Origin of the sequence: Halocynthiibacter sp. C4 (assembly GCF_028823805.1) — a bacterium.
In the GTDB taxonomy this organism is placed as follows: domain Bacteria; phylum Pseudomonadota; class Alphaproteobacteria; order Rhodobacterales; family Rhodobacteraceae; genus Falsihalocynthiibacter; species Falsihalocynthiibacter halioticoli.
The window spans coordinates 37143-56965 of sequence record NZ_JAPEIE010000002.1 but is presented as its reverse complement, the minus strand read 5'-3'; the positions used below and the strand labels follow the sequence as shown (position 1 = coordinate 56965).

At 56.2% G+C, this 19823-nt stretch carries 20 protein-coding genes and 1 tRNA gene; 7 read left to right on the top strand and 14 right to left on the bottom strand.

The window, feature by feature from the left end:
* Positions 1-7 precede the first annotated feature (7 nt).
* Entirely contained in the window at positions 8-217 is a 210-nt protein-coding gene (locus tag OU789_RS07395; protein WP_274654647.1) for a hypothetical protein, read from the top strand.
* Here the strand turns inward: OU789_RS07395 and OU789_RS07390 are convergent.
* Positions 214-1380, bottom strand: a complete 1167-nt coding sequence (locus tag OU789_RS07390) for an MFS transporter (protein ID WP_274654645.1) — start codon at positions 1378-1380, stop codon at positions 214-216. The genes OU789_RS07395 and OU789_RS07390 overlap by 4 nt on opposite strands.
* A gap of 72 nt (positions 1381-1452) precedes the next feature.
* On the opposite strand from OU789_RS07390, the gene OU789_RS07385 reads away from it, so the two are divergent.
* A complete protein-coding gene (locus OU789_RS07385) occupies positions 1453-1986 on the top strand; it encodes an Lrp/AsnC family transcriptional regulator (RefSeq protein WP_263953045.1) in 534 nt (177 codons plus the stop codon).
* Positions 1987-1993: 7 nt separating this feature from the next.
* On the opposite strand, the gene OU789_RS07380 is transcribed toward OU789_RS07385, so the two are convergent.
* The 8 genes from OU789_RS07380 to OU789_RS07345 all read right to left on the bottom strand — a co-directional run bounded on the left by OU789_RS07380 (position 1994) and on the right by OU789_RS07345 (position 8378).
* The gene (locus tag OU789_RS07380) at positions 1994-3070 is read right to left on the bottom strand and encodes a 2'-deoxycytidine 5'-triphosphate deaminase (RefSeq protein WP_274654643.1); all 1077 of its coding nucleotides are present in this window, start codon (positions 3068-3070) and stop codon (positions 1994-1996) included.
* A 100-nt stretch (positions 3071-3170) separates the two neighbouring features.
* Positions 3171-3247, bottom strand: a tRNA-Pro gene (locus OU789_RS07375).
* A gap of 60 nt (positions 3248-3307) precedes the next feature.
* Complete coding sequence (locus OU789_RS07370; protein WP_274654641.1) at positions 3308-4693, bottom strand: MerR family transcriptional regulator; 1386 nt, start codon at positions 4691-4693, stop codon at positions 3308-3310.
* A gap of 13 nt (positions 4694-4706) precedes the next feature.
* Positions 4707-5012 (bottom strand): integration host factor subunit alpha, encoded by a 306-nt coding sequence (gene ihfA, locus OU789_RS07365; RefSeq protein ID WP_263953048.1) that lies wholly within the window; start codon positions 5010-5012, stop codon positions 4707-4709.
* 216 nt (positions 5013-5228) lie between these two features.
* A complete protein-coding gene (locus tag OU789_RS07360) occupies positions 5229-6200 on the bottom strand; it encodes a beta-ketoacyl-ACP synthase III (RefSeq protein ID WP_274654638.1) in 972 nt (323 codons plus the stop codon).
* Positions 6197-7306, bottom strand: coding sequence for a phosphate acyltransferase PlsX (gene plsX / locus OU789_RS07355; protein WP_263953050.1), 1110 nt, complete (start codon positions 7304-7306; stop codon positions 6197-6199). Before plsX ends, OU789_RS07360 begins: the two co-directional genes overlap by 4 nt.
* Before the next feature lie 28 nt (positions 7307-7334).
* Positions 7335-7541, bottom strand: coding sequence for a 50S ribosomal protein L32 (gene rpmF / locus OU789_RS07350; RefSeq protein WP_263953051.1), 207 nt, complete (start codon positions 7539-7541; stop codon positions 7335-7337).
* 213 nt (positions 7542-7754) lie between these two features.
* The gene (locus tag OU789_RS07345; protein ID WP_274654635.1) at positions 7755-8378 is read right to left on the bottom strand and encodes a YceD family protein; all 624 of its coding nucleotides are present in this window, start codon (positions 8376-8378) and stop codon (positions 7755-7757) included.
* 84 nt (positions 8379-8462) lie between these two features.
* On the opposite strand from OU789_RS07345, the gene OU789_RS07340 reads away from it, so the two are divergent.
* The gene (locus tag OU789_RS07340; protein WP_274654633.1) at positions 8463-8960 is read left to right on the top strand and encodes an outer membrane protein assembly factor BamE; all 498 of its coding nucleotides are present in this window, start codon (positions 8463-8465) and stop codon (positions 8958-8960) included.
* A gap of 43 nt (positions 8961-9003) precedes the next feature.
* On the opposite strand, the gene msrB is transcribed toward OU789_RS07340, so the two are convergent.
* On the bottom strand, positions 9004-9420 hold the full coding sequence (msrB, locus tag OU789_RS07335; RefSeq protein WP_263953054.1) for a peptide-methionine (R)-S-oxide reductase MsrB: 417 nt from the start codon (positions 9418-9420) through the stop codon (positions 9004-9006).
* Between the two features lie 135 nt (positions 9421-9555).
* Here msrB and OU789_RS07330 point away from each other — a divergent pair, with 135 nt between their 5' ends.
* Both OU789_RS07330 and OU789_RS07325 read left to right on the top strand, forming a co-directional pair.
* Complete coding sequence (locus tag OU789_RS07330; protein WP_274654630.1) at positions 9556-10296, top strand: GNAT family N-acetyltransferase; 741 nt, start codon at positions 9556-9558, stop codon at positions 10294-10296.
* A 62-nt stretch (positions 10297-10358) separates the two neighbouring features.
* Entirely contained in the window at positions 10359-12188 is a 1830-nt protein-coding gene (locus OU789_RS07325; RefSeq protein ID WP_274654628.1) for an ABC-F family ATP-binding cassette domain-containing protein, read from the top strand.
* 13 nt (positions 12189-12201) lie between these two features.
* Here the strand turns inward: OU789_RS07325 and OU789_RS07320 are convergent, their stop codons facing one another.
* The 4 genes from OU789_RS07320 to OU789_RS07305 all read right to left on the bottom strand — a co-directional run bounded on the left by OU789_RS07320 (position 12202) and on the right by OU789_RS07305 (position 16278).
* On the bottom strand, positions 12202-12957 hold the full coding sequence (locus tag OU789_RS07320) for an SDR family NAD(P)-dependent oxidoreductase (protein ID WP_274654626.1): 756 nt from the start codon (positions 12955-12957) through the stop codon (positions 12202-12204).
* A gap of 72 nt (positions 12958-13029) precedes the next feature.
* On the bottom strand, positions 13030-13944 hold the full coding sequence (locus OU789_RS07315; protein ID WP_274654624.1) for a TPM domain-containing protein: 915 nt from the start codon (positions 13942-13944) through the stop codon (positions 13030-13032).
* Positions 13945-14049: 105 nt separating this feature from the next.
* Entirely contained in the window at positions 14050-15444 is a 1395-nt protein-coding gene (locus OU789_RS07310; protein ID WP_274654622.1) for a pyridoxal phosphate-dependent decarboxylase family protein, read from the bottom strand.
* 21 nt (positions 15445-15465) lie between these two features.
* Positions 15466-16278 (bottom strand): isocitrate lyase/PEP mutase family protein, encoded by an 813-nt coding sequence (locus OU789_RS07305; protein WP_274654620.1) that lies wholly within the window; start codon positions 16276-16278, stop codon positions 15466-15468.
* Positions 16279-16517: 239 nt separating this feature from the next.
* Here OU789_RS07305 and cysS point away from each other — a divergent pair, with 239 nt between their 5' ends.
* Positions 16518-17942 carry a cysteine--tRNA ligase gene (gene cysS / locus OU789_RS07300; RefSeq protein ID WP_274654619.1) on the top strand — a complete coding sequence of 475 codons (1425 nt, stop codon included), beginning with the start codon at positions 16518-16520 and terminating at the stop codon, positions 17940-17942.
* Positions 17943-18174: 232 nt separating this feature from the next.
* Positions 18175-19821 (top strand): citramalate synthase, encoded by a 1647-nt coding sequence (cimA, locus tag OU789_RS07295; RefSeq protein WP_274654617.1) that lies wholly within the window; start codon positions 18175-18177, stop codon positions 19819-19821.
* Positions 19822-19823 lie beyond the last annotated feature (2 nt).

The window sequence follows — 19823 nt, the reverse complement described above, 5'->3', positions numbered from 1 at the left end:
AGAAGCCATGAACGCCAGTCAATTGCTGAATATGATTATCCGCATCATTGTGCGCCGCATGATCAATGGCGGGATTAACAAGGGTATCGATCTTGCTGCGCGTGGACGGCAAAATCCTGACCAGCCGCTGACGCCAGAGGAAAAGGCCAAGCAAAATGCGAGCGCCAAGGATATGCGCCAGAAGTCGCGCCTGTTCCGGCGTATGGGTCGGTTTTAGGCTGCGGGGTCGCCGCTCCGTAGAATGCGAACCTGTTGCCAACGCGCGTTAAGTACAACCGCGATCCCCACCAGAGTTGCCAAAAGCGAAATCGCACCGCCAGCAGACAACCCGTAGCTTTCGAAAAACGGGCGATAGAGTAGGGTGCCGAGAAACACGCTCAAGTACATCGTCGCAGAGTTCAGCCCCATGATTGCGCCCCGTTGGTTCGGATCAAGTCGCGTAAGCCATCCGATGGTGAGGTTTAGGCAAAGATGTTGCAATGCGCCCCAAATCGGCATGATCGCCAGAAGGAAGGTGTAACTATGGGCGAACTCGTAAAACAGCACGTAAACACCGGCCAGAACGCCGAACAAAACAGCCAAGCTGCGCAAAACAGGTAGGCGGTCAAGCATACCGTCAAACATCATCGCGCCAGCGAAACCTGCGCCATAGAGCAGCGTAAGGATACCAACGTCACGCACGTTTAGACCAATATTTTCAACAACATGGCTGCCGACGAAGTTGTAGACACCATAAAAGCCCATGCCCAAAGCGCCTACAGACAGAAGCGCAGCGCCGATCCCCTCGACGCGCAGAGCCGTAAGTGGCGAGGTGACTTGGGTAGCGCGCGGAACTTGGGGCCATTCGGTGCGGAGGATAAACGCCAGCATGGTGAAAACTCCAAAGCTCAACCCGCCATAGACAAAACGCCACCCCGCAAGATCTGCGACATAAGCTGAGAGCGTGACGCCACCGACCATAGATAACGTCCAGCCCGTGAGAACCTTGCCGATCACGCGCGCTTCTTGCCCGACAGGCGCGATCTGTGCGGCGAGAATATAGAGCGCGGGAATGGCCACACCTGCGCCAAGTCCGGCGATGCTTTGGGCGACGGAGAGTAGCATCACATCCTTGGCCATTGCGGAACCAAGAAAGGCAACTGCAAGCAGTGCCAAGGCGAGCTTCAGCGCCCGATCTGCGCCAAAGCGATCCGCCAACGGCGCGAGGAACAGCGCAGAAAGTGCCACGCCAAGCCCGTAAAACGCCGCGCATGACATAACCTCTGACGGGGTCACGCCGCCGAGGTCTTGCGCCACACGTGCCGCAATCGGCGAAAGCACCAGAGAATTTGACCCAACAACACCAACTGTTGCGGTCAACAATAGAACCGGTTTCTGCATCGGATTAGCCTTTGAAAAATATTCAGTAAAACCTTACATTGATCGAATGAAATAAATCTATGGGGATTCGTAATGGCTGCTGAAAATACAGATGGTATTCGGAAGAATGCCAAGACTGGGGCGCAGGTTGATGCGATGGACAGAAAAATATTAGGCGCATTGGCGCGTGATGCATCCCAAAGCTTTGCTTCGCTTGGCGCGTTGGTCGGGTTGTCGGCGCCCGCTGTGCATGAGCGGGTTAAGCGGTTGCGCGCAGCCGGCATCATCAAACGGACCATGGCGGTTGTTGATGGTAAGGCTCTGGGAAAACCGCTTTTGGCCTTTGTTCATGTGGATACAATCGGTTGGGGCAAGACGCCTGCAATGATGGAGTTTGCGGAATTGCCCGAAGTCGAGGAGGTCCATTCCTCAACCGGCGATACCTGCATCATCATGAAGGTGCGCGTTGCGAGCTCCGAGGCTCTAGAGGGGTTGCTTAAGCGGCTCTATGAAACACAAGGTGTTCGGGCGACGCGTACGTTTGTGGCGCTCTCGACCCATACGGAAAAGGGCGTGCGGCCTGAAATCACATCTTGGCTTGAGGACGAGGACTGGCCCACGGAGTGAAGCGTATCTATTTGAAATGTTTCGACAGTTTAAGGCCTTGGCCTTGATAGTTCGACGCAATGCCGAGTCCATAAAGTTGGTCTGGAACTTCTGACATCTTTTCATAGACGAGGCGGCCAACAACTTGTCCGTGCTCCAGCACAAATGGAGCCTCGTGACACCGCACTTCAAGCACACCACGGCTTCCAGCGCCGCCAGCCGGATCATGGCCAAAGCCAGGGTCAAAGAAACCCGCGTAGTGCACGCGGAATTCGCCAACCATCGCAAGATAGGGGGCCATTTCAGCGGCGCAATCTGGCGGGATATGAACGGCTTCGCGGCTCACCAGAATATAGAACGCGCCCGGATCAAGGATGATGCGCTGTTCTGTGGTATAGATCGGTTCCCAATATTCAGCCGGATCGTAATGACCGATGAGATCAAGGTCGATCACGCCGGTGTGCGGTTTGGCGCGGTAGCCGACGAGACCATTTTCACCGGCAGAAAGATCTACGGAAAAGCCAAGACCATCAGAGATTACGGCCTTTCCAGAAACGAGCGGTGTTTTGGCATGAAGAGCGGCGAGGGCGTCATCTTCGATAACGGCCTGTCCTGCACGAAACCGAATTTGGTTCAGTCGCATTCCGGGGCGTACAAGGACCGAAAAACTACGTGGGCAAATCTCGGCAAACAGCGGCCCATTGTATCCAGCGGGGATGCGGTCAAATTCGGTGCCGCCATCGGTTATGGTGCGGGTAAGCAGATCAAGCCGTCCGGTTGAGGATTTGGCGTTGGCCACGGCCTGAATGCCTTCGGGCAGGGCGAGGGATTCCATTAGTGGAACCACGTAAACGCAGCCTTTTTCCAAAACTGCGCCCTCTGTGAGGTCAACGCTATGCATCTCGAATTCTTTGAGGCGGTCAGTGACGTTCGCGCCGTGACCCGCGAGGAAAGATGCGCGCACACGATAGGCTACCGTGCCAAGGCGTAGGTCAAGCGAAGCAGGCTGAATCTGTTCTGGAATAACGGCGGGCTCGGCGGTTATTTCACCGCGTTCGATCATGGTTGCGAGGGCTTGGCTTGGTAATACGCCGGTTGCAGTCATGGTCTTTCCTCTGGCCGTTGGCGGCGCGATTTCTGTGTGAAACGCGCGGTCTTGATACGAAAACGTCCGCAGCCCCGAAAGCTACGGACGTTTTTCATTTTGGTCGGGCTAGCAGGACTTGAACCTGCGACCTTCCGTCCCCCAGACGGACGCGCTACCAGGCTGCGCCATAGCCCGACTTCTGTGTCTTCATACTGCTTTTCGTGGCAGGAGCAAGCAAGAAAACGCATCTCGGTGTCAATTACCCGCCGAAGGGTTTGCTACGCCGCCGCTTGCATTTTGAAGCGCTCGCAGACGTGTCAGGATTTCCTGAATCTGGGCAGTTTCTTCTGGCGAACGCTCTGCCTTGTTTGCCGCAAGCGCGGCGCGAATACCGATCCGGTCAAAGCCGCTGGCGTCGTCCTCTGGGTCGTCAGCGATCTCTGGCATGACGAAGGTTGCGGCTGGTTCCTCCGGAGTTTCCTCAGTTGCGCTCTCACCTTGCGGCGTGGCATGGCTGAAGGACGGGAAGGAAGCGGCGTGCTCTTGTTCCGTCTCTGAATCCTCTGCGACAGTTTCCTCGTCGCTGCGTACGGACATTGCAGAGAAATCGAGCGATGCTTGAACTGTTTCTTCTGAATCAGCAGCTTGCGGAGTTGCGTCACCACTCACGCGATCAACGGCGCTCTTGATTTTCTCTTCAAGCGTTAGTGGCTCATCTTCGGCTGTTTCTGGCGCTTCTTCGGTTGGCTCCACTACATTCTCTGACGGTTCATTCACCTCGGCGCGTGTAAAGAATGCGGGCTCTTCAGGTACATCCTCGGGCGCAGGTAGATCGAGATCGGACATCGAGAAGCCTTGGTGTGGGTCCGTCGGCGCGGGCTCTTCAATGGGTGCATCGGAAGCTTCTTCTGCTGTGTCGCTTTCGGCAAAGGCAGAGATTTCCTCGGCAACAATATCTTCGAGCGTGTCGTCAACGATGGATTGGATCGTGTCCTGAACACTTGGCGCGGTGTCGGCAATCTCCGGTTCTTCCTGCGATTGCGCCGTGTCTTTCAGGAAGGGCAAAGCGTCTGGTTCTATCGTTGGTTCGTCGGCCTGATCAGTATTGGCCGATGGCGCGGGGTGATGCGGCGACAAATCGGAAGGCGGAGGGAATGAAACGACTTCGCCAGCGTCGACTTCGGCCTCTTCTTCTTCTGGTTCGCTCGCCCGTGCAGCCTCTTGCTGGGCTTCGGTTGAGTCTAGCGCCTCAGAGGTGTCATCCGGTGCTTCAAGGGCGGTTTCTTCACGTTTTTCAACGGGTTGCGCATCTTCTTGAGAAGAGACTTCATGCTTCTCAGTGGGATTATCTGCATCGCCGTCGTCATCAATCGGTTGTGACAAGCCCGCGACGTGTTTGATGCCTTCCTCTCGGAGAAGCTTCTGCACGCCTTTGATGGTCATTCCGTCGTCATGGAGCAACCGCTTGATCCCGCCAAGCAATTCCATATCGGCGGGGCGATAATAGCGCCGTCCGCCAGCGCGCTTGACCGGTTTGACTTGGGTAAACCGACTTTCCCAAAACCGAAGGACATGCGCAGGCGTATCGAGCCAGTCTGCGACTTCAGAGATGGTGCGAAATGCGTCGCGGGATTTGGCCATGCCTTAGATGCGCCTATTTTTGTTTGTTGCCGTTGGCAACGCGGTCTTTCATGAGGTGCGAGGGGCGGAATGTCAGAACACGGCGGGGTTGGATTGGAACCTCTTCGCCTGTTTTGGGGTTGCGGCCGATGCGGGCCGCTTTGTCGCGGATACCGAATGTGCCGAAAGACGAAATCTTGACGGATTCACCGCCAGCAAGGGAATCAGAGATGTGATCCAGAACGCTTTCAACAAGTTGCGCGCTTTCGTTTCGGCTGAGGCCAACTTCCCGAAACACTGCTTCGCTCAGATCCATGCGTGTTAAAGTCTTTTCGCTCATAATGACCCCCTTGATGAAATAATACCGTTAGCCGGCGAGAAAATTTTGCGCTCAGGCGCGCGGATTCTTCCTGAATTCGGTTGAAGGGTAGCATAGGGGGTGCGGAAATTCCGAGTCAATATCAATGGCTTGGAAAGCATCGTAAATGTACGAAATAGCAGGGAAATCGGCGAGAAATGGCCAGAAATCACTTTGGCGGACAAAAACCTTGCCCGATTACCAGCGCAGCAGAACCGATCCCCAAGCCAAACCGCCGCCGATTGCTTCGGTCACGACAACGTCGCCTTCTTTGATCTGGCCGCGCGATTTTCCGACAGAAAGCGCCAGTGGGATCGAGGCCGCAGAGGTGTTGCCATGGTCCTGAACGGTCACGACAACGCGGTCCATCGACACGCCCATTTTCTTGGCGGTGCCGGAAATGATGCGGATATTGGCCTGATGCGGGACAATCCAGTCGACATCGTCGCCAGAGAGGCCGACTTTGTCGAGCGAGGTATGAGCGGTCTTCGCGAGCTTTTCGATGGCATGGCGGAAAACTTCTTTGCCTTGCATTCGAAGATAACCGGAATCGCCCGTCGATACGCCGCCATCGACGTGAAGAAGGTCTTTGAAGCGGCCATCGGAGTTGAGATCACAGGCCAGAATGCCGCGATCTGTGTTGTCCCCGGCGCCTTCCTCGGCTTCTAGAATAAGCGCGCCAGCACCATCGCCAAACAGGACGCAGGTTGCGCGGTCATTGAAATCAAGAATGCGGCTGAATGTTTCGGCCCCGATCACCAAGACCCGCTTGGCCTGTCCAGACAGAACGAGCGCATTGGCGTTGGCCAGGGCATAGACAAAGCCCGCGCATACAGCCTGAACGTCAAAGGCAAACCCTTGCGTCATGCCAAGCCCGGCTTGCACCATTGTGGCCGCGGACGGGAAGGTGAAGTCAGCGGTGGATGTCGCGAGTACAATCGCGTCAATATCATCGGCTTCAAGGCCAGCGTCTTTGAGTGCGGCGTTCGCGGCTTTGATCGCGAGGTCAGAGGTGTTTTCACCATCGGCGGCGAAGTGGCGGCGTTCAATGCCGGAGCGCGTACGAATCCATTCGTCTGTTGTATCGACCATGGTTTCGAGTTCGCTGTTGGGGACGACTCGTTCGGGCAAATAGTGCCCAACGCCCTTAACGACGGCGCGTATTGTCATTCTTCGTTCCCACTCGCTAATAGACCCAGTTCAGGGGCATCTTGCGGCGCAGTTGCGGCGGATGCAACCCGTGCCGCGAGTTTCTCGGAAAAACCTGATTGACCAAGCGTAAAGGCAAGTTTGATCGCAGCAGAAACGCCTGTTGCGTCAGCGGCGCCATGTGACTTGATCACGGTGCCATTTAAGCCAAGAAAAACACCGCCGTTGACGCGGCGCGGGTCAATCCGTTTGCTTAGGCGACGCATAGACGAGAGCGACAGCAAAGCAGCAAGGCGCGAGAGCGGCGAATATTTGAACGCGGCGCGCAAAAGCTCACTGATGAGGCGCGCGGTGCCTTCGCCCGTTTTGAGCGCGATATTGCCGGTAAAGCCGTCAGTAACAATCACATCAACGCGGGAGGAGGGGATATCGCCCCCTTCAACAAATCCGACATACTCGATATCGGCGGCTTCGGCGTTGTTGGCGATTAGCTCGTTGGCGGCCTTAAGCTCGGCGCGGCCTTTGTGCTCTTCGGTGCCTACGTTCAGCAGACCAATACGCGGGCGCTTAATAGCAAGTCCGTTGCGCGCATAGGAGGCGCCCATCATCGCGTATTGCAATAGATCGGTTTCATCGGCGCGGATATCGGCGCCAACATCAAGCATGACGTTAAAGCCACCCTTGTTCCGGCTGGGCCAAAGGCACGCGATTGCAGGGCGGTTAACGCCGGGCAGTTTGCGCAGGCGGATCATCGATACAGCCATGAGCGCGCCGGTGTTCCCACAGGACACAGCAACAGAGGCTTCGCCATTGCGGACGGCCTCGATCGTGGACCACATAGATGTGTTTTTGCCGTTGCGCAGCACGTTGCTGGGCTTGTCGTCCATAGTGACAACGTCGTCACAATGGCGAATCTCGCAGACATCCTGAAGCTTCCGCTTTCGGATAAGCTTCTCCAGCACCGGTTTGTCGCCATGGACGATAAAGCCGATTTCGGAGTTTTTGGCCGCAGAACGCGCAATACCGGCGACAACGGCCGCCGGTCCCTGATCGCCACCCATGGCGTCAATCGAAATGATGGTGCGCGCGGCCCCCGAGGTCTGCTGATCTGATGAGGTGATCGTCATGCTCAAGGGCGCCGACTAAACGAAAGGCTTAAGCTGCGTCTTCGTCGAAGTCGACTTCACCAGCAACCGCAACAATCTCGCGGTCGTCATAGTGGCCACATGCACCACAAACGTGGTGTGGGCGCTTTAGCTCACCGCAGTTGCTGCATTCGTTCGGATTCTCTGCAGTCAGGGAATCATGTGATTGACGCATGCCGCGGCGGGATTTTGTAATCTTACTCTTAGGGACAGCCATGTCTCAAACCTTGGTTATTTCGGGGGGTTAAGCCAGCGTGACCGCACCCCAGTGTATCTTGGGTTCACTAGCTACATACGCGAGCAATAAGCCCATGTCCAACCATCTAGCAAACGAGGCCGGGAACATACTGCGATTTTGCCTATGTGCAAGTGTTTTCTTTACTCAATTTTCGCCCGCCACACGAACAGGGCGGAATAGCGCCGGATTGCGCTAGCTCTTGGGGGTGTTTTCCTTGTTTTTCAAAAGATTTGCAAGCCCCGCAAACGGTTTTGCTTCTTCGTCTGTCATTGCAGCTTCACCGGGCTCTGTAAACTGTGATTCTTCGAGTGCCGCACCCTCTGCGCGCGGATAGGGCGGAAGCGCCAGTGCAAGTGACTCGATCAGGATCGCATCAAGGTCGATTGTCTTGCCCAAAGGCTCGCGAGAGTCATCGCCATCAAGCTCGACTTCGATTTCCTCTTCACCGTCGGTTTCAAACTCGAATTCAGAGGTATCTTTGACGAAAACCCGCTCAACGGATTCCTCGACACGTGTCGTCACCGGCGCAAGGCTGATCACACAGGGCTGGGTCACGGTCGCGCCGAGGTGGCCTGTAAGTTGCCAATCGTCGCGGCCCTGCGCTTCGATCTTTCCTTCAAAGCGTAGTTTCTTAAGCCCTAACAGCTCCAGTTCCGCAGCGATCGCCGCCAGAACATCGCTTGGCGGTATGATTTCGAATGGGGTTGCCTTGCGCTGCGCGAGGTCGGCAACGCGCAGCACATTCCCGCTATGGGCAGTGGTCGCCTTTTTGCCGGTGCCGCTGCTTCCGGTAGGTGACTTGGGTGTTTGAGCCATCTTTCGCGCTTCCATTCTTGAATACACTTCAATCCTTCTATAAGTCGGATAAAAGCCTGAGACAGGTTAAGCAAGAGGTCACGAATGCAAATCCTTCCGCGTGTATCCGAGGGTATCCGGCGCAAAAGCTTCGGTTTCGCTGGCGTCGTGTGCCTCGCGGTGGCTGTATCCGCGTGCTCGCCGATCTATCGAAACCACGGCTATGTGCCACCTGCCGAAGACCTCCAGAACGTTGTTGTCGGCGTTGATACGATTGATTCCGTTGAAGAAACACTCGGCTCCCCCTCAGGACGAGGCGTTCTACAGGATAGCGATATTTTCTATACCGAATCCCGTTGGAAGACCTTCGGAATGCGGCCTCCAAAAGAAATCCATCGCGATGTGGTTGTTGTTCGCTTCGATAGCCGCGGTACAGTTTCCAACGTCGTGCAGTTCGGCTTGGAACAGGGGCAGGTTATCTCGTTTAACCGTCGTGTGACCGATTCCAACATTGCTGATGTGACCTTCTTCGGGCAGCTCCTCGGAGCGTTCGGCAACTTTGATGCTGGTCAAGCACTTACCGGTTCCCCATCCCCACAATAGAGCAATTTCAATTGCTTAGTTGGCATAGCTGCCGCGGCAGGCACTAATCTTTTGGGTCAAATCGCAGGGCGACTCCGTTTAAGCAATACCGCAGGCCCGTGGGTTCTGGTCCGTCCGGAAATACATGCCCGAGGTGCGCCTTGCATACATCGCAATGCACTTCGGTGCGGCGCATAAAGAACTTGCGATCCTCTTGGGTGCCAATCGGCGCATCTGGCATAGGGGCATAGAAACTTGGCCAGCCCGTACCGGATTCGTATTTCTGTGCCTGATCAAAAAGCGGTGTATCACAGCAAATGCAGCGGAAAACCCCGTCAACCTTAGGGAAATTGTCACAACTATGCGCGCGCTCTGTGCCGTGTTTTCGCGTGACTTTATACGCCTCCGGTGACAGCTGCGCGCGCCAATCGGCGTCGCTTTTGATGATTTCCTGTGGGCGGGAGTCGGGCGCTTTGGCCATATGTCAAATTCCTGTCACGTCTTGAGAGTAGGCTTCACACATATCATATGAGAAGCTGACCCCGTTAAAAAAGCGGGCGCAGGTGCGGTTTACGCAATTGTGATATCAAACGGGTGAGGTTGAGGAGAGCGTCAAATGACCATGCTAAAACAGGGCCGCTATCAAGCGCGTTTGGCCAAGACATCGCATGACATTGCTGCCGCGCAAGAGCTGCGTCACCGCGCGTTCTTTCAGGACGAGGCGCAGCGTGGCTTGGATCAGGATGAATTCGACGAGAAATGTAGTCATGTGCTCGTCTCGGATTTAAAGACAGGCCGCCTTGTCTGCTGTTTTCGCATGATGGAACTGGCCGACGGGCGTGGCATCACCAACAGCTATGCGGCACAATATTACGAGCTATCTGCGCTTGCCGATTTTGATGGCCCGATCGTCGAGATGGGGCGCTTTTGCGTTGATCCTTCGGAAACTTCGCCCGACATCCTGCGCGTTGCTTGGGGCGCGATGACCGAGTTTGTCGATAGCCGTGGCGTGCAGCTTTTGTTCGGCTGTTCCTCGTTCAAAGGCACAGAGGCAGAGGCTTATTATGACGCCTTTGCTATGCTCAAGGATCGCCATCTGGCGCCGAAACGATGGCTTCCCAAAGTGAAGGCGCCCGATGTGTTTCGTTTTGCCCAACGCCTGCGCCGCAAGCCTGATCCGAAGCGAGCGATGCGTTCCATGCCGCCATTGCTCAAAACTTATCTCGCTATGGGGGGATGGGTGAGTGATCATGCGGTGATTGATCCGGTGATGAACACGCTGCATGTGTTTACAGGGCTTGAGATCGGTGCAATTCCTCCGGCGCGACGACGTTTCCTTCAGGCGGCCACACGTTAGAATTTCGCTATTCGCGCATTCCCGCGCTTGACCTTCGCCGCGCAGCCCACTAGCCGATGCCCATGGCACGTGTACCTCTTTTACAGCTTTCCGATATCGCGCTCGGTTTTGGCGGCGATCCGCTTTTCTCTTCGCTTGATCTTGTTGTGCAACCAGGCGACCGCGTGGCGCTTGTCGGGCGCAACGGCTCTGGTAAATCCACTTTGATGAAGGTCATGGCAGGGTTGGTGGAGCCTGATGACGGCAGTCGCGTCGTCCCGCAGGGCACTTCGGTTGGCTATATGGAGCAGGACCCAGACCTTAGCGGTTTTGCCACGCTTGGCGATTTCGCCGCGAGCGAGCTTGATCCGGCCGATGCCTACCGCGTTGAAATGGTTGCCGAAGGGCTGAAATTCAAACCCGAAACAGAAGTTGCTGTTGCTTCGGGCGGGGAACGGCGGCGAGCGGCCTTGGCCAAATTGCTGGCTGAAGCGCCGGATTTGATGCTGCTGGACGAGCCGACCAACCACCTTGATATCGAAGCCATCGGATGGCTTGAGGAACAACTCAAAACAACACGTGCGGGTTTTGTCCTGATCTCGCACGACCGCGCCTTCTTGAACGCACTCACCCGCGCGACCCTCTGGGTTGATCGCGGGCAGGTACGTCGCCTTGAGAAGGGGTTCGCCCATTTTGAGGCCTGGCGTGACAAAATCTGGGAAGACGAGGACATGCAGCGCCACAAGCTTGACCGCAAGATCAAGAGCGAGGCGCGATGGGCCGTTGAAGGCATTTCTGCACGGCGCAAACGTAATCAGGGCCGCGTTCGCGCGCTTCAGGACTTAAGGGCCGAACGTGCCAGCCAGATCAAACGCCAAGGCGCGGCCGCAATGGCGTTCGATGCCAGCCCTAAATCCGGTAAAAAGGTGATTGAAGCTGAGCACATCAGCAAAGCCTTTGACGGGAAAGTCATCCTGCGCGACTTCTCGATCAAGATCGCGCGCGGAGATCGCGTGGCTTTTGTAGGGCCGAATGGCGTAGGTAAAACCACGTTGCTCAAAATCCTTACGGGGCAGGAACCACCAGATAGCGGCGAAGTAAAACTCGGCACCAAAATCGAAATGGTCGTCTTTGATCAGAACCGCGCGCAGCTTGATCCGGAGATGAGCCTTTGGGAAAGCCTCACCGGGGATCCTGATATGCGGGTGTCCGGTAAGGCCGATCAGGTCATGGTGCGCGGTAATCCGCGCCATGTGGTTGGGTATCTCAAGGATTTCCTATTTGACGAAAGCCGTGCGCGGGCGGCGGTGTCGTCTCTGTCTGGTGGCGAAAAGGCGCGGCTCTTGCTGGCCAAGATAATGGCGCGGGAAAGCAATCTTCTGGTGCTCGACGAACCGACCAACGACCTTGATGTGGAAACGCTCGACCTGCTCCAAGACTTGCTGGGCGAATACGACGGCACCGTGCTTCTGGTAAGTCACGACCGCGATTTCCTTGACCGTGTGGCGCAAACGACGATTGCGATGGAAGGCGACGGAAACGCCACCGCTTACGCAGGCGGCTGGAGTGATTACCGCGCGCAACGGGCCGAAGCTGTGGATGCGGCGAAGCCGAACGGTGCAAAGCCCAAAGCAAAATCCATGAAGGCGGATACAGAGTCTGAGAAAACCGAAACGCCCAAGCAAACTGGTCTTTCCTTTACAGAGCAGCACCGTCTTGAGGCGTTGCCCGATGAAATGGCGCGGCTAGAGGCCGAAATAGCCAAGCTTGAAGCATTCCTGTCGGACCCTGAAATGTTTACCAAAGAACCGGTGAAGTTCCAAAAAGGAACCGATGCACTCGTCGAACGCCAAGAGGCGCTCGCCAAGGCCGAGGAAGAATGGTTGATGCTTGAGGAAAAGGCTGAATCCTAAGCGCGCGCAGCCGTTATTGCATCCGTAGGCCACCATCAAGCCGGATCACTTCGGCATTGAGGTAGGGATGCGAGATGATGAACTCCGCCAGCCGTGCGTATTCTTCGCCAGAGCCAAGGCGCTTGGGGTGCAGCACGTCTTTTGACAGCTCTGCGATCATGTCTTCGCCGAGGCTTTCGAGCATCGGTGTCAGGAAAATTCCCGGAGCAATGGCCATCACGCGAATACCGGTCCGCGCCAAATCCCGCGCCATCGGGAGGGACATGCCCGCAATCCCTGCTTTGGACGCCGCATAGGCCGCTTGCCCACGTTGCCCGTCGAAGGCAGCGACAGACGCTGTGTTCACAATCACGCCGCGCTCGCCATCTGCGTTCGGCTCGTTCTCTGCCATCACTTCTGCGGCGAGGCGGGCAACGTTGAAGCTGCCGACAAGGTTGATGTCGATGGTGCGCTGGAAATCGGCAAGCGGGAAGGGGCCTTTTTTGCCCAATGTCGAAGCTCCGGTAACAATGCCCGCGCAGTTAACCACCGCCGTGATGCCGCCCATGGCGGATTTGGCCGCTACGATGGCCTTTGCGGTGGAAGCTTCGCCAGACACATCAACCTCGGCGAAATGCGCGCCTGTTTCTTTGGCTATTGCTTCGCCTTTGTCGGCATCGCGGTCAAAGATCGTAACCTGCGCGCCTTTTGACAAAAGGTAGCGTGCGGTTGCTCCGCCAAGCCCAGAAGCGCCGCCAGTCACGATTGCCTTTGCCGAAGTAATGTCCATTTGTTGTCTCCACCCATGAATTGAACAACTGTTCAATAACGTGGATATGCAGTCCAATCAAGCGTTACGAGCTTACCAGCGCCCCGACGCGCCACCGCCCGAACTGCTGCCACCGCTAAATCCGCCGGAACTTGAGCTTGAACTGCTGGACTTGGTCGAAATGACATAGGGGGTTGAGGTGTGATAGCCGCAGTGCGGGCAATCAACCAATGTTTCGCCGCGCCCTGTGGTGCTTCGGGTTGCGGCTTGCACTGTTTTGCGTTGTCGCTTCATGCCTGCAACGCCACATTGCGGGCAGGGTTTGCGTGCAAAGCGCATGGCGGAGATTTTGGGGGCGAGCAGCCCGCCGCCCATGAAGGCTGCAAAGATGCCGAAGAAAAGAATTAGCGGCCAATTGCTTTCACCTGAAGGCGCTTGCCGCTCGGGCGGTTCCTGGCCTCGGTTGAATGGATATGCAATCTGATCGATTGTGGCTTGGGTCCCGTCGAGAATGCCTTTGGAAAAATTGCCCTCTTTGAAATCGGGCGTCATATAATAGTGGATCACGTCGCTGGCGAGATAGTCATAGCTTTCGGGATAACCTGCGCCCAACTCAATCCGCATCTGTCTGTCGTCTTTCGCGACAAGGATCAGGATGCCATCGTTGCGCTCTGGATCACCAATGCCCCACTGATTGAGCAGCCCCGTCGCGAAAGGTTCTATTTCAGGCCAGTTTCCATAATCCATCATCGTGGTGAGTGTCAGCACCGCAATCTCGACGCCGCTTTCCTCGCGGTAGTCCTTGAGCAGTTTTTCAACTTCCGCTTCTTCCTCTGGCGGGAGTAGATCGGCGTAGTCATTCACATAGGGGCTTTGCCAATCCGGAAATTGCTGAGCAGCAGCAGGAACCGCAATTGAGATCAGGATTGCGATACCGGCAAGAGTAAGCACAGCATGTTTGATCCATGACTTTGACGCGGAGAAACCAAAGATGGGGAGAGACAGCACGTAAACCCTCCTGCTAATGACGGGGCCGCGATTTCGGCCTCTAGAATATCAAAAATGAATGCGTGAGTTTAGCTCCGTTGACATCTTCAAATCAACTATGATGGGCTAGGTGGCTGCGCCCTCCGTCAACTCCTTGAGAACCTTGGGTATCATCATCACATCGTCGCGGGTGCAATCAAACTGACCAACCTGAACACGAATGACGAAGCGGTCTTCATGGGTTGTTTGGGTCAGGTAGATTCGCCCGTCGCGGTTGATTTTGTCGAGCAGTTCGGCGGTCTCGGCATCGGATTTATAGGCGAAGGTAAAGAGCGAAAGGCGCTGCTCGGTGGGCAGTGTGAACCCCTCAAGCGAACCAATTTCTTCGCGTGCCTCTTGTGCCCATGCCACGTGATTTCGAATGCGTGTGCGTAGCCCGTCGAGCCCATAGGCCCGTAGGGTGAACCAGATTTTGAGCGCGCGGAATCGACGGCCAAGCGGCACGGTCCATTCGTTGTAGTTTACGATTTCATCCTGGCCTTGGGTTTTCAGGTATTCAGGGCGTAGGCCAAGTGTGCGGATTTGATTGGTTGGGTCTGGCATGAATTGCACAGCACAATCAAATTGCACACCAAGCCATTTGTGCGGGTTAAACACAACGGAATCCGCGGCTTCAACACCTTCCCAAAGTGGGCGAAACTCTTCGCAAATCATCGCGCTACCGGCCCATGCGGCGTCCACGTGGGTCATGAGGTTGTGTGCTTTTGCAATCTTGATGCAGGCGGCCAATGGATCGCATGCGCCAATCGAGGTGCCACCCGTGCAAAGCACCACGCCAGCGGGTGTATATCCGGCGGCAATATCTGCGAGAATAGCGGCGCTGAGCGCCTCTGGGTCCATGCCGTAATCATCGCGTGTCGGCACTTTGACGAGGTTTTCTTGTCCGATGCCCGCAATGCGGACGGCCTTATCAACCGAGCTATGAGTTTGCGCGGAAGCATAGATGCGCAGGCGCGGAGAGGCAGAGAGGCCCTCTGTGTTGCCGTTAAATTCAAGCGCCCGCTCGCGCATAGTCAGGATTGCGGAAAGCGTGGCGGTTGTGGCGCTGTCGTGGATGGTGCCGGTGAACGTCTCTGGCAAACCAAGCGCTTTGGTCAGCCAGTGGATCATCACGGCTTCGATCTCGTTTGCTGCTGGGGCCGTCTGCCAAAGCATCGCTTGCCCCGCGATCGCGTTGGCCAACTGTTCCGCGAGCATCGATGCAGGCGAGGCATTGGCAGGGAAATAGGCGAAGAAACGCGGATGTTGCCAATGGGTTGTTGCGCCGGGAACAAGGCGCTCGAAGTCGGCGAAAATTTCGGTGAGCGGATCAGCCGCTTCCGGTGGCGTGTCCAGGAGTTGCGCCGAAACATCACCGGGGGCCACATCAGGGCGCACGGGACGGTCGCGCAAAGAGTTGTGATAGTCGCGCGCCCAATCGGCGGCGATTTTGGACCAATGGGCGAGGTCGTCGTGGTTCATATATGGCCTATGGTTTGGGGCTTATGGTTTAAGCAGCGCGTAGATTTTTGCTCCTGATATGCCATTGGCGAGCGGGGTGAAATCCCCTTCGGTCAGCATAGCGGTTGCTGCGTCAAAAAGCGTACGGTGCGTGGCGCGGGCGAGGGCGGAGCCAAGCGAAATGCGGGCCACGCCGATTTCGGCATATTCGGCCAGCCCGTGTTGTGCATAAGGGCCAGCACAGAGCGCGTTGAGCGGTGCTGTGGTTTGGGCGGCGAGGGCCTTTAGATCGTCCCAGCTTTTGGGCATCGGTACATAGAGGCCATCCGCGCCTGCCGCCTCGAAGGCCTGAATACGGGCTAGCGACTCTGCGTGGTCGTAGAGGTCGAGCATCACGCCATCTGCCCGCGCCACGAGAAAGAAATCTTGGGGTAGGGCGCGCGCCGCCGCTGCTGCTGCACGAATGCGTTCAACCGCGATGTCGCGATCATATGTGGTGTTTTCGGCAAGGCGTGTGTCTTCGATGCAAATGCCCGCAAGCCCGACTTCGGCGGCAAGGCGAACGGTTTCGGCAACCGTCTCGGGATCATCGCCAAATCCGTTCTCAAAATCGCCGGAAACAGGTACGTCAACCGCGGCCACCAGATCCTGCGCATGGGCCAAGGCCTGATCGCGTGTGACAGTGCCATCGGGCAAACCGAGCGTAAAGGCGTGCGCGGCAGAAGATGTTGCGATCGCCCGTGCGCCAAGGTTGGCCAAAACCTTCGCGCTGCCAATGTCCCACGCATTGGCCAGCACAAAGGGCGCACCTTTACGGTGCAACGCGCGAAACACGGCTCCCTGATCCTGTGGCATGGCGGCTCCTCCTGTATCTGCGCGACCGTAATGTCAGCACTCCTGACCCGTCAAGGCGCTTGGCAGGGCAGGCTTTCGTTGATAGACAGCGTTCATGAGAAAACAAAACATTACAATCTGTATTTGTATTCCCTGCTAACATCATTTGCGGGCGCACTTCTCATTTTCATTTGAAATCAAAGTTGTTATGTCCGCAGCACGCTGGATTTATGCGCATGCCGCGCCGCTACGAGGACCAAATGTACGACATACATCTGCACAACACGAAAACCCGCAAGAAAGAGCTGTTTGCGCCGCTCGATGACAAGAATGTGCGGATGTATGTGTGCGGGCCGACGGTTTATGACCGCGCCCATCTTGGCAATGCACGCCCTGTGATTGTGTTTGATGTACTGCAACGGCTGCTGCGGCATCGGTATGGTGCGGAGCATGTGAAATATGTGCGCAACTTCACGGATGTTGACGACAAGATCAACGCCCGAGCCCGCGAAACAGGACGCTCGATTGCCGAGATTTGCGACGAAACAATCGGCTGGTTCCTTGAGGATATGGGGGCCGTTGGCGCAGAAGAGCCGGACGAGATGCCGCGCGCCACGGCGTATATCGCACAAATGATCGCGATGATCGAAGGGTTGATCGAAAGTGGCCATGCCTATGCCGCCGAAGGGCATGTGTTGTTTTCGGTCGAAAGCTACAAGAACTATGGCGCGCTTTCGGGCCGCTCAGTTGACGATATGATCGCCGGAGCGCGGGTCGAGGTTGCGCCTTATAAGCGGAACCCCATGGATTTCGTGCTTTGGAAACCGTCGGATGCCGAAACGCCGGGCTGGGAGTCGCCATGGGGCTACGGGCGTCCGGGGTGGCACATCGAGTGTTCAGCGATGGCCTATGAGCTTTTGGGTGAAAGTTTTGACATCCACGGCGGTGGCAATGACCTGATGTTCCCGCACCACGAAAACGAGGTCGCACAAAGCTGCTGTGCGCATCCCGAAGGCGATTTCGCCAAGGTCTGGTTGCACAACGAGATGCTACAGGTCGAAGGCAAGAAAATGTCGAAATCTCTCGGCAACTTCTTCACCGTGCGGGATCTGCTGGACCAAGGCGTTCCCGGCGAGGTCATCCGCTTTGTGATGCTCTCGACCCATTATCGCAAACCGATGGACTGGACAGAGAAGAAGCGCAAAGAGGCGGAGGCAACGCTTCTAAAATGGAAGAAGATACTATACGAATTTAACGCTTCTGCGGAGTTTGCAGAAGAAGTTAACGGGGCGGATTTGCATGCTGAGCTTGTTCATTCTCTTGCGGATGACCTAAACACGTCTTTGTATTTGACTAGACTCGGACAACTCGCAAAATCTGCTGCAAAAGGGAACAAGTCAGATGCTGTTTCACTTGCAAAGGGCATGCAATTCATCGAATTTGACTACGACCGCAGTTGGGAAATCTCCTTTGGTACTTCTTTAGATCGAATTCTTGAGACACCCGAAATCGTGCAGCAACTCGTCGACGAGCTTCAAGAGGCGCGTAGCAACAAGGATTTTAATCGAGCAGATGCGCTTAGAAATGGCTTGAAGCGTGCTGGTGTAGAAGTTCGGATTTCGAAAGAGGGCGCAGATTTTGATTTCCTACCCGAATTCGACGCTAGCAAGTTGGAGGGGTTGTAATGTCGGTACACACAACAGAGGTCAGCACGCGACCCTGGGTGGGTGCGAAGCGCCCTCCCGTGGGGAGGGTCGGGCGCCGGCCGGGCTTTCAGCCCGTCCGATTTCGTTTTAGGGCCGATAACCAGAGTTTTCTCATGACGCGTGACCTCACAATCGCTTTGCCCTCGCTCGAGGGCGGGGGCTTTACCCCCACCCGCGGTCAGGTGCCGCCCTCAGCATTTGAGGTGAGCCAATGACCAAAACCCGCCTCTACCTCTATGACACAACTCTGCGTGACGGGCAGCAGACCCAAGGCGTACAGTTTTCGACCCAAGAGAAACACCGCATCGCAGAAGCGCTTGATGATCTAGGGATCGACTACCTTGAGGGTGGTTGGCCCGGTGCGAACCCGACCGATAGCGAGTTTTTCGAGACCGCTCCGAAATTCAACGCAACTCTTGCCGCCTTTGGCATGACCAAGCGGGCGGGGCGCTCTGCGGCGAATGATGACGTTTTGGCGGCTGTGATGAACGCCAACACCCCTGCGGTGTGCCTTGTTGGGAAAACCCATGATTTCCACGTCACGCGCGCACTTGGCATTACGCTGGACGAAAACCTCGAAAATATCTCCGAAAGCATCAAACACATCATCGCGCTTGGCCGCGAGGCGCTGTTTGACGCGGAGCATTTCTTTGACGGCTATAAAGACAATCCGGATTATGCCCTTGCCGCGATCCGCGCGGCTTATGACGCGGGAGCGCGTTGGATTGTTCTATGTGACACAAACGGTGGCACGCTCCCCGCCGAAATTTACCGGATCGTGCGCGAGGTTATCGCAAGCGGGATTGAAGGGTCGCGGCTCGGTATTCATACTCACAATGACACCGAAAGCGCCGTTGCGGGAAGCCTTGCTGCGATTGATGCTGGTGTGTGCCAGATTCAGGGGACATTGAACGGCCTTGGTGAGCGGTGCGGGAATGCAAACCTGACAACGCTCATTCCGACGTTGCTTCTCAAGCCTGAATATGCGGATCGGTTTGAGGTCGGTATCGACGTAAAATCGCTCGAGGGGCTGACACGCCTCAGCCGGATGCTTGACGATATTCTCAACCGCGTTCCCGCGAAACAGGCCGCATATGTTGGGGCAAGTGCATTCGCGCATAAGGCCGGATTGCATGCCAGCGCGATCCTCAAAGACCCGAGCACGTATGAGCACATCGAGCCTTCAACCGTGGGCAACAACCGGATTATTCCGATGTCCAACCAAGCGGGGCAAAGCAATCTGCGGCGGCGTCTTGACGAGGCCGGGATCAAGGTCGAGAAGGGCAATCCGGCCCTGTCGCGCATTCTTGAAGTCATCAAGGCGCGCGAGGCGGATGGCTATTCTTTTGACACGGCGCAGGCGAGTTTCGAGCTATTGGCGCGACGGGAGCTTGGCCTTTTACCCAATTTCTTTGAAGTGAAACGCTATAAGGTCACGGTCGAGCGCCGCAAGAACAAGCGCAACGAGATGGTGAGCCTGTCTGAAGCGATCGTCGTTATCAAAATAAACGGCCAAAAGCGGATGTCGGTGAGCGACTCCATGGATGAGTATGGCGTTGATCGTGGTCCGGTAAACGCGCTGTCGACCGCGCTTGCCAAAGACCTTGGCCCCTATCAGGCGGTGATTGACGATATGCGTCTTGTGGATTTTCGGGTGCGTATAACCAACGGAGGCACAGAGGCTGTGACCCGCGTTGTAATTGACAGCGAAGACGGCAAGGGGCGGCGTTGGTCCACCGTGGGCGTGAGTTCCAACATAATCGACGCGAGTTTCGAGGCGCTGCTGGATGCGATAAACTGGAAACTCGTGCGCGACGATGTGCGCCCTGCGGGTGCTGCTGATCTCAGCGGAGCCTAGAA

Excerpts from the sequence above, each read along its gene's own strand:
- OU789_RS07395 (WP_274654647.1), top strand. The coding sequence starts at position 8 with ATGAACGCCAGTCAATTGCTGAATATGATTATCCGCATCATTGTGCGC.
- OU789_RS07390 (WP_274654645.1), bottom strand. The coding sequence starts at position 1,380 with ATGCAGAAACCGGTTCTATTGTTGACCGCAACAGTTGGTGTTGTTGGG.
- OU789_RS07385 (WP_263953045.1), top strand. The coding sequence starts at position 1,453 with ATGGCTGCTGAAAATACAGATGGTATTCGGAAGAATGCCAAGACTGGG.
- OU789_RS07380 (WP_274654643.1), bottom strand. The coding sequence starts at position 3,070 with ATGACTGCAACCGGCGTATTACCAAGCCAAGCCCTCGCAACCATGATC.
- OU789_RS07370 (WP_274654641.1), bottom strand. The coding sequence starts at position 4,693 with ATGGCCAAATCCCGCGACGCATTTCGCACCATCTCTGAAGTCGCAGAC.
- ihfA (WP_263953048.1), bottom strand. The coding sequence starts at position 5,012 with ATGAGCGAAAAGACTTTAACACGCATGGATCTGAGCGAAGCAGTGTTT.
- OU789_RS07360 (WP_274654638.1), bottom strand. The coding sequence starts at position 6,200 with ATGACAATACGCGCCGTCGTTAAGGGCGTTGGGCACTATTTGCCCGAA.
- plsX (WP_263953050.1), bottom strand. The coding sequence starts at position 7,306 with ATGACGATCACCTCATCAGATCAGCAGACCTCGGGGGCCGCGCGCACC.
- rpmF (WP_263953051.1), bottom strand. The coding sequence starts at position 7,541 with ATGGCTGTCCCTAAGAGTAAGATTACAAAATCCCGCCGCGGCATGCGT.
- OU789_RS07345 (WP_274654635.1), bottom strand. The coding sequence starts at position 8,378 with ATGGCTCAAACACCCAAGTCACCTACCGGAAGCAGCGGCACCGGCAAA.
- OU789_RS07340 (WP_274654633.1), top strand. The coding sequence starts at position 8,463 with ATGCAAATCCTTCCGCGTGTATCCGAGGGTATCCGGCGCAAAAGCTTC.
- msrB (WP_263953054.1), bottom strand. The coding sequence starts at position 9,420 with ATGGCCAAAGCGCCCGACTCCCGCCCACAGGAAATCATCAAAAGCGAC.
- OU789_RS07330 (WP_274654630.1), top strand. The coding sequence starts at position 9,556 with ATGACCATGCTAAAACAGGGCCGCTATCAAGCGCGTTTGGCCAAGACA.
- OU789_RS07325 (WP_274654628.1), top strand. The coding sequence starts at position 10,359 with ATGGCACGTGTACCTCTTTTACAGCTTTCCGATATCGCGCTCGGTTTT.
- OU789_RS07320 (WP_274654626.1), bottom strand. The coding sequence starts at position 12,957 with ATGGACATTACTTCGGCAAAGGCAATCGTGACTGGCGGCGCTTCTGGG.
- OU789_RS07310 (WP_274654622.1), bottom strand. The coding sequence starts at position 15,444 with ATGAACCACGACGACCTCGCCCATTGGTCCAAAATCGCCGCCGATTGG.
- OU789_RS07305 (WP_274654620.1), bottom strand. The coding sequence starts at position 16,278 with ATGCCACAGGATCAGGGAGCCGTGTTTCGCGCGTTGCACCGTAAAGGT.
- cysS (WP_274654619.1), top strand. The coding sequence starts at position 16,518 with ATGTACGACATACATCTGCACAACACGAAAACCCGCAAGAAAGAGCTG.
- cimA (WP_274654617.1), top strand. The coding sequence starts at position 18,175 with ATGACCAAAACCCGCCTCTACCTCTATGACACAACTCTGCGTGACGGG.